The organism is Bowdeniella massiliensis, assembly GCF_023634005.1.
Lineage (GTDB): Bacteria > Actinomycetota > Actinomycetes > Actinomycetales > Actinomycetaceae > Bowdeniella > Bowdeniella massiliensis.
In genome coordinates this window covers 1-11,662 of the sequence record NZ_JALIQR010000025.1, presented here as the reverse complement: position 1 = coordinate 11,662, position 11,662 = coordinate 1, and the positions used below count along the sequence as shown (strand labels likewise).

At 67.3% G+C, this 11,662-nt stretch carries 13 protein-coding genes and 2 pseudogenes; 11 read left to right on the top strand and 4 right to left on the bottom strand.

Annotation, left to right across the window (positions count from 1 at the left end; translation table 11 throughout):
• Positions 1 to 182, top strand: a pseudogene (locus MUN85_RS12425) (IS256 family transposase); the annotation flags it as partial.
• A 75-nt stretch (positions 183 to 257) separates the two neighbouring features.
• Here MUN85_RS12425 and MUN85_RS12420 read toward each other — a convergent pair.
• Both MUN85_RS12420 and MUN85_RS12415 read right to left on the bottom strand, forming a co-directional pair.
• A complete protein-coding gene (locus MUN85_RS12420) occupies positions 258 to 659 on the bottom strand; it encodes a four-helix bundle copper-binding protein (protein ID WP_250506987.1) in 402 nt (133 codons plus the stop codon).
• A 241-nt stretch (positions 660 to 900) separates the two neighbouring features.
• The gene (locus tag MUN85_RS12415) at positions 901 to 1,497 is read right to left on the bottom strand and encodes a CueP family metal-binding protein (protein ID WP_250506986.1); all 597 of its coding nucleotides are present in this window, start codon (positions 1,495 to 1,497) and stop codon (positions 901 to 903) included.
• Positions 1,498 to 1,632: 135 nt separating this feature from the next.
• Between MUN85_RS12415 and MUN85_RS12410 the strand changes: the two genes are divergently transcribed.
• The 6 genes from MUN85_RS12410 to MUN85_RS12385 all read left to right on the top strand — a co-directional run bounded on the left by MUN85_RS12410 (position 1,633) and on the right by MUN85_RS12385 (position 7,089).
• A complete protein-coding gene (locus tag MUN85_RS12410; protein WP_250506985.1) occupies positions 1,633 to 2,337 on the top strand; it encodes a response regulator transcription factor in 705 nt (234 codons plus the stop codon).
• A gap of 195 nt (positions 2,338 to 2,532) precedes the next feature.
• Positions 2,533 to 3,210 carry an MFS transporter gene (locus MUN85_RS12405; RefSeq protein ID WP_250506984.1) on the top strand — a complete coding sequence of 226 codons (678 nt, stop codon included), beginning with the start codon at positions 2,533 to 2,535 and terminating at the stop codon, positions 3,208 to 3,210.
• A 41-nt stretch (positions 3,211 to 3,251) separates the two neighbouring features.
• Positions 3,252 to 3,482 carry a heavy-metal-associated domain-containing protein gene (locus MUN85_RS12400; protein WP_250506983.1) on the top strand — a complete coding sequence of 77 codons (231 nt, stop codon included), beginning with the start codon at positions 3,252 to 3,254 and terminating at the stop codon, positions 3,480 to 3,482.
• Positions 3,483 to 3,484: 2 nt separating this feature from the next.
• Positions 3,485 to 4,480, top strand: a complete 996-nt coding sequence (locus MUN85_RS12395; protein WP_250506982.1) for a DUF8832 domain-containing protein — start codon at positions 3,485 to 3,487, stop codon at positions 4,478 to 4,480.
• Entirely contained in the window at positions 4,467 to 6,788 is a 2,322-nt protein-coding gene (locus MUN85_RS12390) for a heavy metal translocating P-type ATPase (RefSeq protein ID WP_250506981.1), read from the top strand. The genes MUN85_RS12395 and MUN85_RS12390 overlap by 14 nt, the downstream gene beginning before the upstream one ends.
• A gap of 49 nt (positions 6,789 to 6,837) precedes the next feature.
• Positions 6,838 to 7,089, top strand: coding sequence for a YHS domain-containing protein (locus tag MUN85_RS12385; RefSeq protein WP_250506980.1), 252 nt, complete (start codon positions 6,838 to 6,840; stop codon positions 7,087 to 7,089).
• A 140-nt stretch (positions 7,090 to 7,229) separates the two neighbouring features.
• On the opposite strand, the gene MUN85_RS12380 is transcribed toward MUN85_RS12385, so the two are convergent.
• Entirely contained in the window at positions 7,230 to 7,505 is a 276-nt protein-coding gene (locus MUN85_RS12380) for a hypothetical protein (protein WP_250506979.1), read from the bottom strand.
• A 48-nt stretch (positions 7,506 to 7,553) separates the two neighbouring features.
• Here MUN85_RS12380 and MUN85_RS12375 point away from each other — a divergent pair, with 48 nt between their 5' ends.
• From MUN85_RS12375 to MUN85_RS12360, 4 genes and pseudogenes are all read left to right on the top strand, one after another.
• Positions 7,554 to 9,506, top strand: a complete 1,953-nt coding sequence (locus tag MUN85_RS12375) for a heavy metal translocating P-type ATPase (RefSeq protein ID WP_250506978.1) — start codon at positions 7,554 to 7,556, stop codon at positions 9,504 to 9,506.
• Between the two features lie 55 nt (positions 9,507 to 9,561).
• Positions 9,562 to 9,876, top strand: a complete 315-nt coding sequence (locus MUN85_RS12370) for a metal-sensitive transcriptional regulator (protein ID WP_250506977.1) — start codon at positions 9,562 to 9,564, stop codon at positions 9,874 to 9,876.
• 288 nt (positions 9,877 to 10,164) lie between these two features.
• Complete coding sequence (locus tag MUN85_RS12365; RefSeq protein ID WP_250506976.1) at positions 10,165 to 11,091, top strand: helix-turn-helix transcriptional regulator; 927 nt, start codon at positions 10,165 to 10,167, stop codon at positions 11,089 to 11,091.
• 111 nt (positions 11,092 to 11,202) lie between these two features.
• A pseudogene (locus MUN85_RS12360) lies at positions 11,203 to 11,439 on the top strand (transposase); the annotation flags it as partial.
• 6 nt (positions 11,440 to 11,445) lie between these two features.
• Here MUN85_RS12360 and MUN85_RS12355 read toward each other — a convergent pair.
• Positions 11,446 to 11,662 (bottom strand): IS30 family transposase (locus tag MUN85_RS12355; protein WP_250506975.1); only part of this gene is annotated, 217 nt, incomplete at its 5' end.

The following is an 11,662-nucleotide window of genomic DNA, read 5'->3' as shown; positions in this document are numbered from 1 at the left end:
GGGCGGTCCGGGCTCGCGGGCACTTCCCGAACGAGGCCGCGGCGATCAAGTGCCTGTATCTGGTGACGCGTTCGCTTGACCCCAGCGGCGGAGGCCGGGCACGCTGGGTGATGAGGTGGAAGCCTGCACTAAACGCGTTCGCGATCACCTTCGCCGGACGGTTCGACAGGACCACCCACTAATGAAAACCGCCGGACCCTACACACCGTTCATCGGACAGACCCCGAGTATGGGGCGGCGAGCGGGCGTTGCGGCGGTTACGCGATCGCGGCCAAGAGTTCGTTGCAGGCTTGTTCGCAGGCCCGGCAGGCTTCGGCGCAGACGCGGCAGTGCTCGTGGTGGCCGGCGTGCTGCTCGCACTCGTCGCCGCAGGACTTGCACGCCTGGGCGCAGGCCTGGACCTGGGCTCGGGTGAGGTTGGCGTCGTAGCCGGTGTGCCGGGACAGGACGCGGGCGGTGGTGGCGCAGATGTCGGCGCAGTCGAGGTTGGAGCGGATGCACTTGCGCAGCTCGGCCACCGTCTCCTCGCTGAGGCAGGCATCGGCGCAGGCGGTACATGCCTGGGCGCACGCCACGAGCGTGTCGACGGTGCGGGCGAGCAGATCTCGATCGAGGTTGATCTCGGCCGGATAGGTGTTCATCATCTCGGCGGTCTTCATGGCTTGCTCCCTAGTGTGGTCGGTTGCGACGCCGATACGGACTGCGGCATCGCAGGTGCCCTTACGAGGCTAGTAGTAACGATAGGCAAGCGCATCCCCGCTGCCCGGTAAAGCCATGAAGGTTCCATGAAGAATGGCGACTCGGGCTACGGGGCTGTTCCTTGGCGCGTCTGTTCGGACCGTTCCGGCTGGACGAAGGCTCATGCGGGACCTGGGTATCGGCAGGCTCGCATCGCCTGCCTCACGCTTCGAGCTGAAGGGTGGTGAGGCAGGTAGCCTCCTCGTCGCTGCTAGAGAAGGCGCTCTGGCCGGTGAGCCCGCCGTAAGTGACCTCGATGGTGCCGTCGACGTCCCGCGGGAGCCAGAAGCCGACGAAGCCGTTGTCGAACGTGGTCACCTGCTCATCGACGAGGACCTCGCCAGCCTCGTCGACGATGCGCACACCGATGTCCTCGTTGGCCAGCTCACCACGGCAGGTGGTCAGGGAGTGGTAGTAACACTCGTGGGTCTGATCGACATAGGGGGCAACGGCCAGGTAGAACCCGCCCTCACCCAGCGGGACCGCGACCTCGTGCTCGGCATCGGCGAGGAGCAGGTGGTCCGCGCGCACGGAGGCCATGAGGTCGGTCGGGCGATCGGCCACGGGCACGCGATCGAGGTGGTCGACGATCTGCGCCCCGTCCATGCCGTCCAGGTCATGCGCGGCAAGGAAGTCGGCCTGGTCGGTGGTGATGGCCGGTGTGCTGGCCGGTGTCTGGTCGGTCTCGGGTGCGGTGGTGGAGCAGCCGGCGAGCGTCACAAGGAGCGCCCCGGCCACTGCGATCAGGCGTAGTTTCACCCGCCCTATTCTGCCGTACGGCCAATCCGCCCGCCCAGGCCCTGTGTCCTACATCGGTTCACCAACCCTCGCCTCTGTCCGTCGCATTGAGGCTGCCTGGCGTCGAGTGGGGTGCCGCTCTTGGAGAATGGGGTCATGACTGTTATGACCCATGATCGCCAGCTGCCTCGGGTGCTGGTCGTCGATGACGAGACGCCGTTGGCACGGCTGGTGAGCGCCTACCTCGAACGTGACGGGTTCGCGGTCGAGATGGCCGCGGACGGCACGCTGGCTGTGGAGTCGGTGCGGCGCTGGGACCCGGCCGTGGTGGTGCTGGACCTGGGCCTGCCCGGGATGGACGGGATCGAGGTGTGCCGGGCGGTGCGTGCCTTCTCAGACTGCTACATCGTGATGCTCACCGCCCGGGTGGAGGAGACCGACAGGCTGATCGGACTGGCAGTCGGGGCGGATGACTACGTGATCAAGCCTTTCAGCCCCAGGGAGTTGGTGGCCCGGGTCCGGGCGATGCTGCGCCGGCCCCGGGCCAGCGGCGAGGCGGTGATCGAGGTCGGCGCACTGAGGGTGGATGTGGCCGGCCGTGAGGTTCACGTGAACGGTGAGCCGGTGGACCTGACTCGAATCGAGTTCGACGTGCTCGCCGCGCTGGCGGCCCAGCCGCAGGTGGTATTCGCCCGCCGGGAGTTGATCGAGGAGGTGTGGGGGCCGGACTGGGTGGGCGACGACCACCTGGTCGATGTCCACATCGGCCACGTGCGCCGCAAGCTGGGAGACGACGCGGCCGATCCGGTGTTCATCAAGACGGTGCGCGGGGTGGGCTACCGGATGGGCACCGGCCGGTGAGGGCACAGCGGTGGGGGCTGGGCACTCGGCTGCTGCTGGCCACCGTGGCGGTGGTGCTGGTCGGTGTCGGCACGGCGTGGCTGGTCGCCGCCAGTCTCGGACCGCGGATCTTCCACGAGCATATGGTCGCCGGCCAGGCAGCGGATGAGCCGGTAGTGCATCACGCCGAGTGGGCCTTCCGCGGGGATCGCGGTCGTGCTCTACCTGCTGTTCGGCTGGTGGCAGAAGACCACAGCATCGCCACTGATGGACCTTTCGCTGCTCGGCAGGCGTCCAGTGTTCTCCGGTGTGTTCGTGCTCGGGATTGCCACCGCGCTGATGGTCGCGGTGTTCTTCCTCGGCACCTTCTACTTCCAGCAGTTCGCCGGATACGGACCGCTGGTCACGGGTCTGCGGTTCCTGCCCATCCCTTTGGCGACGATCGCCGGGGCGCAGGTGGCCGGGCGGCTCGTCGGCAAGCTCGGCGCCCGCAAGCTCGGCGTGATCGGCATGGTCGTCGGCGCGATCGGACTACTCGTCCCCGCGCTGTGGGCCACGACTGTGACCACCACCATCGGGATCAGCTTCGGGGCGCTGGGGATCGGGATGCTCTTCGTTGTTGCCTCTGTCACCGCGCTCGGGCAGGTCGCACCCGAGGAAGCAGGCATCGCCTCGGGGCTGTTGAGCACGTTCCACGAGATGGGTGCTTCGGTCGGTGTCGCCAGCGTCTCCAGCATCGCCGTGGTCAGTGTCGTCGGAGGCGGTGATACCGGGTTCCGGCAGGCGTTCCTGGCAGCGGCGATCGGCGCGATCGCCGCCGCCATCATCGCCAGCATCGCGATCCCCGGCCGCGCCCGCAGCACATCAGAAGCCAGCGAAGCGACCGTCACTTGATGCATACCCCTTAGGGGTATAGGGTAGTAAAGACAACCACAATGAAGGGAGCACGAATCATGAGCACGACGACGGAGTACCAGGTGACCGGAATGAGCTGCGGACACTGCGAAGGGGCGATCCGCGCCGAGGTGTCCCAGATCCCCGGTGTCACCGACATCGAGGTCAGCGCGGCCAGCGGCCGGCTGGCCGTGAGCGCCGAGCAGCCGGTCGACGACAGCGCGGTGCTTGCCGCGGTCGACGAGGCCGGTTACCAAGCAGCCAGGAGCTGACAATGCGGGCACCGGCACGGCTCGGTCTGTACGGGCTGGCCCTGGTGGCCGTGTTCGCCGGGGCGGGGTTCACGGCGAACACGGTCGTCCCCGAGGAGACCGTGCAGAACTGGACAGAAGAGACGACAGTGAACGACCACGCAGGAGACGACATGGGAACCAGTGAGAGCGGCCATGCGATGGAGGACGCCTCGCTGGGTCTCGGGCTGGCCCAGGACGGGTATCAACTCACCACCGTGGGCGCCCCCGGCCAGACCGGGAGCGAGGGCGAGCTGTCCCTCACGGTCATCGGCCCGGACGGGAGCCCGGTGACGGACTTCGAGCCGGACCATGACAAGGAGCTGCACCTGATCGCGGTGCGGGCCGACGGGCAGCACTTCCGCCACGTCCACCCCGAGCGCGATGCCGAGGGCGCCTGGTCGATCCCCTGGGAATGGCAGGCCGCGGGTTCGTACCGGGTCTTCGCGGACTTCGTCCCGTCCGAGGCCGGTGAGGGCGTGACCTTGTCCACCTCGGTGCAGGTGGCCGGCAACTACGCCCCTGCACCGCCGACCGAGCAGGTCACCACGACCACTGTCGATGGCTTTGAGGTCAGCGTAGAAGGCGACCTCCTCGCGGGCGAGTCCTCAGCACTGACCATGACGATCAGCCGTGACGGTGAGCCCGTCACCGAGCTGGAGCCGTACCTGGGTGCCTTCGGACATCTGGTGGCCCTGCGTGGCGGTGACCTGGCCTATCTGCACGTCCACCCCCACGGCGAGGAGCCCCAGGCGGGTGAGACCTCCGGGCCACAGATCGTCTTCGAGGCCACCGCACCGACAGCGGGCCGGTACCTGCTGTACCTGGACTTCCAGGTCGACGGGCAGGTCCACACCGCCCCGCTGGTCCTGGACACCACCACCGGACCGGGTGTCGGTCACGACAACGGAGGCGCGGACTCCGAAGGAGCGGACTCCGAAGGCGAGCAGGAAGAAGGAGGCGGCCATGACCACGGCTGAGAACACCACCAGCACCGGTAGTGTCGAGTTGCAGATCGGTGGGATGACCTGTGCCTCCTGCGCCAACCGGATCGAGAAGAAGCTCAACAAGCTCGACGGCATCACGGCCAGCGTCAACTACGCCACGGAGAAGGCCAGGGTCACCGGACCAGAGGGTCTGGACCCGCAGACGCTGATCGCCGAGGTGGAGAAGACCGGGTACACCGCCGCGCTCCCCGCCCCGCCGAAGGGCTCCACGCAGTCCGGAGGGGACGAGAGCGAGTCGCCCGAGGATGCCGAACTGCGCAGCCTGCGCCAGCGTCTCATCGGCGCCGCCGTGCTCGCGGTTCCGGTGATCGCGATGGCGATGATCCCCGCGCTCCAGTTCGACTACTGGGGCTTCGCCTCCCTCGTCCTGGCCGCGCCCGTGGTGGTCTGGGCCGGGTGGCCGTTCCACCGGGCGGCGTGGATTAACCTCAAGCACGGCACGGCGACGATGGACACCCTGATCTCGGTCGGCACGACCGCGGCCCTGCTGTGGTCGATCGTCGCGCTGTTCTTCGGCACCGCCGGCCAGCCCGGCGTGGTCCATCCCTTCGAGCTGACGATCTCCCGCACCGACGGGCTCGGGCACATCTACCTCGAAGTCGCCGCCGGGGTGATCACGTTCATCCTGCTGGGCCGCTACTTCGAGAAGCGCTCCAAGCGCCGCGCCGGCGCTGCCCTGCGCGCCCTGCTCGAACTCGGCGCGAAGGACGTGACGATCCTGCGCGAGGGCAAGGAGCAGCGCATCCCCATCGAGGAGCTGTCCGTCGGCGATGAGTTCGTCGTCCGTCCGGGCGAGAAGATCGCCACCGACGGGGTGATCACCTCCGGCAGCTCCGCGATCGACGCCTCCATGCTCACCGGCGAGTCCGTGCCGGTCGAGGTCACCGAAGGCGACACCGTCACCGGTGCCACTGTCAACGCCGGCGGCCGGCTCGTCGTCCGGGCCACTCGCGTGGGCTCGGATACCCAGCTGGCGCAGATGGCCCAGCTGGTCGAGGACGCCCAGTCCGGCAAGGCCGAGATCCAGCGGCTGGCCGACCGGGTCTCCGGTGTGTTCGTGCCGATCGCGATCGCCATCGCCGTGGCCACCCTCGGCGCCTGGATCGGTGCCGGCTTCCCACTGGCCGCGGGGTTCACCGCGGCGGTGGCGGTGCTGATCATCGCCTGCCCCTGCGCCCTCGGCCTGGCCACCCCGACCGCTCTGCTGGTCGGCACCGGGCGGGGCGCGCAGATGGGGGTGCTCATCAAGGGTCCTGAGGTCCTGGAGTCGACTCGGAAGATCGACACGATCGTGCTGGACAAGACCGGCACCGTCACCACCGGGAAGATGACCCTGACTGATGTCATCACCGCCGACGGGGTCGAGCGGGCCGAACTGCTGCGCCTGGCAGGCGGCCTGGAGGATGCCTCCGAGCACCCCATCGCCCAGGCCATCGCCAAGGGCGCCACTGTCGAGGTCGGCGAACTGCCCACCCCCGAGTCCTTCGAGAACATCGAGGGCCGCGGCGTCCAGGGCATCGTCGGTGGGCACGCGGTGCTGGCCGGGCGCGAGACTCTGCTGGCCGAATGGTCCCAGCATCTCGACGCGGACCTTCGGGCTGCGAAGCAGGCGGCGGAGGCCGAGGGCAAGACCGCGATCGTGGTCGGCTGGGACGGCACCGCTCGCGGTGTGCTGGTGGTCTCGGACGAGATCAAGCCGACCAGCGCGCAGGCCATCAGGCAGTTCAAGGAGCTCGGCCTTACCCCGGTGCTGCTCACCGGGGACAACAAGACCGTCGCCGATCAGGTCGCCGCCCAGGTCGGCATCGACCAGGTGATCGCCGAAGTACTGCCCAAGGACAAGGTCGATGTCGTCGCCCGGCTCCAGGACGAGGGCAAGACCGTCGCGATGGTCGGCGATGGCGTCAACGACGCCCCCGCCCTGGCCCAGGCCGACCTGGGGCTGGCGATGGGCACCGGCACCGACGTCGCGATCGAGGCGGCCGACATCACCCTGGTCCGCGGCGACCTGCGGGCAGCAGCGGATGCCATCCGGCTGTCCCGGCGCACGCTGCGCACGATCAAGACGAACCTGTTCTGGGCCTTTGCCTACAACACCGCCGCGATCCCGCTGGCCGCGTTCGGGCTGCTCAACCCGATGCTCGCCGGCGCCGCGATGGCCCTGTCCAGCGTCTTCGTGGTCTCCAACAGTCTGCGCCTGCGCAGCTTCACGTCCCGCGCCGACGAAGCACCAGCAGACATCGCGCCGGCCAGGCGTGAGCGCAAACTGGCCTCTGCCTGAGCTGAGGCACCACAACGACCGAAAACCGCACCATGAAAAGGACAAGCACATGACAACGCATCACCACCACGGACACGACGACAACCACGGACACGACCACGCACCCGCAGCAGACGCGCTCGCCCAGGCCAGCGCGGAGGACATCACCGAATGCCCCGTCATGGTCGGCACGACCGTGATCAAGTCCCAGGCTGAGGAAGTGGACCTGTACCGCGACTACAACGGCCAGCGCTACTGGTTGTGCTGCGACGCCTGCGGCCCGCTCTTCGACGCAGACCCCGAGCGCTACACCGCCGCGTAACCCCCACCCGAGAAGCGAGAACCCGGCCCGGGGGTTGCGCGAGCGCCGACGAGCCGGGTTCTCCTTCACTCGCCACATACCCGTACCGGGTAACAGATAGGAACATGATGACGCGCCCCGATCACCACCGAACATCAGCATCAGCCGCTCCCGAGCAACACGCAGACCATCCCGGCACGCGCTCGGGCCGCACCGATCACAGCGACGAGCACTCCGGTGGCGAGGGCCACGCCCACCACCATCACGCGCCTGCCGAGCACGGCAGTGCAGACCATGACCCTGCACACCGTGACGAGCACACTGGCCATCATGGCGGTCACGGTCAGGCTGGCCAGCACCACGCAAGGCACGAGGACCACGCTGGTCACGATCAGGCCGGCCAGCACCACGCCGGGCACGAGGACCACGGTGGTCACGCAGGCCACGGCGACCACGTCGGTCAGTTCAAGCGACTCTTCTGGATCATGCTGGTCCTGGCGGTACCAGTGGTGGGCTTCAACGAGATGTTCGCTGACCTCCTGGGTTACCAGCTCCCCGACGCCGGATGGGTGTGGTGGGTCTCCCCGGTCCTGGGCACCGTGATGTATGTCTGGGGCGGCCGGCCGTTCCTGACCGGCGCGGTCTCCGAGATCCGCGCCCGCCAACCCGGCATGATGCTTCTCATTGGCCTGGCGATCACCGTGGCGTTCATCGCCTCCTGGGGCGCGAGCCTGCGAATTCTGGATCATGAGCTGAACTTCTGGTGGGAACTGGCACTGCTGGTGGTCATCATGCTGCTGGGCCACTGGATCGAGATGCGTTCCCTGGCGCAGACCACCTCCGCTCTCGATTCCTTGGCGGCCCTGCTGCCCGATGAGGCCGAGAAGATCGACGGCGACGACGTGGTCACCGTCCCTCCGGCCGACCTCGCGGTCGGTGACATCGTGATCGTGCGCCCCGGCGCCGCTGTGCCCGCCGACGGCAGAATCATCGACGGCTCGGCCAGCATGGACGAATCCATGATCACCGGTGAATCCAAGTCCGTCCGACGCGAGACCGGTGAGCAGGTGGTCGCCGGCACGGTGGCCACCGATTCCGGCTTGCGCGTCGAGGTCACCGCGATCGGCGAGGACACGGCCCTGGCCGGTATCCAGAAACTGGTGACCGACGCGCAAGCATCATCCTCGCGCGCTCAGCGCATCGCTGACACCGCGGCGGCGTGGCTGTTCTGGTTCGCACTCGTTGCGGCTGCGATCACCGCCGTCATCTGGAGTGTTCTGGGGATGCCGGATGCTGCGGTGGTACGCACGATCACCGTGCTGGTGATCGCCTGCCCGCACGCGCTGGGACTGGCGATCCCGCTGGTGGTCTCGATCGCCACCGAACGCGCCGCCCGCGGTGGAGTGCTGATCAAGGACCGCCTCGCACTGGAGTCGATGAGAACGGTGGACACCGTCCTGTTCGACAAGACCGGCACCTTGACCAAGGGCGAGCCCACCGTCACCGGGATCGAACCGATCGAGGGACACACCGAAGACGAGGTGCTGGCTCTGGCCGCAGCGGCCGAGACCGACAGCGAGCACCCGCTCGCCAGGGCCGTGCTCGGGGCGGCGCGAGCCCGCGAGCTGGATGTGCCCAGGGCGACCGACTTCTCCTCCTCACCAGCGGTAGGTGTGAGGGCCATGGTGGATGGCACCGTGGTCGAGGTCGGCGGCCCTCACCTCCTGGACCAGCGTGGCCTCGACGAACTCCCCGTCGCCGATGAGTGGCGCACCGAGGGCGCGATCATCCTGCACATCCTTGCCGACAGCCAGGTGATCGGCGCGCTGCGGTTGGCCGATCAGATCCGGTCGGAGTCCCGTGACGCCGTCGACGCGCTCCACGCTGCGGGTGCGCAGGTCGTGATGATCACCGGCGACGCCCAGGCCGTGGCCGACACCGTGGCCGCCGAGCTGGGCATCGATCGAGTTTTCGCCGGGGTCCGGCCGGAGGACAAGGCCGCCAAGGTCGCCGAACTTCAGGGCGAGGGCCGCAAGGTGGCCATGGTCGGCGATGGAGTCAACGACGCCCCAGCCCTGGCCCGAGCCGATGTCGGCATCGCCATCGGCGCCGGCACCGATGTGGCCATCGGCTCCGCCGGAGTCATCCTGGCCAGCTCGGACCCGCGCTCGGTGCTCTCGGTCATCGACCTCTCTCGGGCCTCGTACCGGAAGATGAAGCAGAACCTCTGGTGGGCCGCCGGCTACAACCTCATCTCCGTACCGCTGGCCGCCGGAGTGCTCGCACCGATCGGATTCGTCTTGCCGATGAGCGTTGGCGCGATCCTCATGTCCGCCTCGACCGTGGTGGTCGCGCTCAACGCCCAGTTGCTGCGTCGGCTGGATCTGACTCCAGCCCACAGCACTTCTAGGTTCCTCGACCGCGACACGTCCGGGTGAACACCCAAGCAGGCCGAGATCAGATTCCACACCTCACGAAACAGGAGCAGACACGATGGCCACTGAGACCACAACCCCGACCAAGGCCGCCCATGGCTACATCAGTGAGAAGGAACGCTACTTGGCACGTCTCAAGCGCATCGAAGGCCAGGCACGCGGCATCCACCGGATGGTCGATGAGGACACCTACTGCATCGACATCCTCACTCAGATCAGCGCCCTGACCTCCGCCCTGGAGAACGTCGCCCTCGGCCTGCTCGACGACCATCTCAAGCATTGCGTCGTCAGCGCCGCCAAAGCAGGAGGGCCCGAGGCCGACCAGAAGGTCAGAGAGGCGTCTGACGCCATCGCCCGATTGGTCAAGTCGTGAAGGGCCGTGGTCGTATGCGCGCCTCAAGCAGCGTCCTGAAGGCGTTGTCGATGGCGGCGGAAACGCTGACCTCCCATACCTCGACAGCCGGTGAAGCCAGCCTCCGGACTTCAAGCAGTACGGGACGGACCCACTGGGTGGTGGAAGTCACCATCCGAGTCGCTAGGGCCTGCTGCTGAGGCCAGGCTCAGGTGCCCGAGCGCGACGCTTCCAGGCAGCGGATACCCGTTCTGTGTAAGTGAATCGTGGAGCACGGGCCTTGATGAGGCGCAGTTCTGGTGAGTCGAGATGGAGGCCCTCGATACCCCCGATCTCGACCGGTTCACGCCGGTCGTCGCACGCACGAGATCGATACACCACCCCATCGCGCCGGTCGCCTATGACTGCGTGAAACTGATCTTCGTGCGCGCCGGCTCAGCAATTCTGATGAGCGAATTCGGCGAAAGACCGGTGGGTGCCGGGGACGTCGTCGCGCTCGGTGCCAACACGCTGTGCGGCAGTGAACCTGAGCGCTCGATCACTGTGACCACTCTCTACCTCGACCACGACTACGTGGTTGATCAGGTGTTCTGGCAGTACGCCGCACTGGTCGCGGATCGATGGGACGCGCACGATTTCGCCGAGAAACTCTACTCGGAGCCAGCCCAGATACTCCACCTCGGCGAGGACCGCGCCGGGATGCTGATGCCGTGGCTCGATGAGCTCGTTGCGCTGAGCATCGACGGTCCCTCGCCGGAGCGGTTCTACCGGCTGCAAGCACTGCTGTTTGCCGTGCTGGACGTCGTGACGCCGTACGTGAGAACGACCGCCACGCGACGGACGGCGAGACAGCGGAGATCGATCCGGCCCGGCCTGCCACGCCACCGCCGGTTCGCGCCGCTGCGGGCCGAGGCCCGCGCTGCGGCCCACCTCCTGCGCGAGCAGCCGGCTCACCGATGGACACTGGGCGAGTTGGCCGACGTCGTGCACCTGTCACCGTCCCAGCTGGGCCGGGTGTTCGTCGAGGCCTATGGCGCCACCCCGATGACGTACCTGATGACGCTGCGCGCGGCGCACCTGGCCCGGCTACTGCGCGAGACGGACCTGCCGATCGAGGTGGCGATGGGTGAGGTCGGCTGGCGCAGCCGGGGCCACGCCGCCCGACTGTTCCGCCAGGCCGTCGGCGTCACCCCCGCCCGCTACCGGCAGCTCTGCCGGGACAAGGGCACTGCCTGACCGTTTCGATACAGATCTTTGCATTTGCGATACGCGTATCGGGTCTGCTGTCGGTTTGCGTGAGTCCAAGACTGTCTCGATCTGAAAATCGATACTGAAAGGATGATGAGCATGCCATCGAAGTACAGTGAGGAGTTCAAGCGAGATGCTGTCGCGCTCGTGGAGTCCGGCCTCACGCAGAAAACCGTGTGTAAAGATCTCGGTATCTCGAAGTCAGCTCTCGCCTCGTGGATTCAAGATGCGAGGTTCACGTCGTATGGGATGACCCCGTCAAAAGACCCTGACGAGCAGCGGGAGATGCGCCAAGCGCTCAAACGAATTCGTGAGCTCGAGATGGAAAACGAGGTGGCGGATTCAACCGGTGGTCGCAACGAGTTCCGTGAACTTCTCCGATGGTGTCAGATATCCGAGCGTCTTGCGCGGTCGGCCGTTGAGCGAGTCTTCAATCGCGGTCAGGTCCGCGCGGCTAACGATGCTCAGATCGGTGCTCTTCGGAAGGTATTGACGTAGCAACCCGTTGGTGTTCTCATTGCTGCCCCGCTGCCACGGGGAGTGCGGGTCGCAGAAGTAG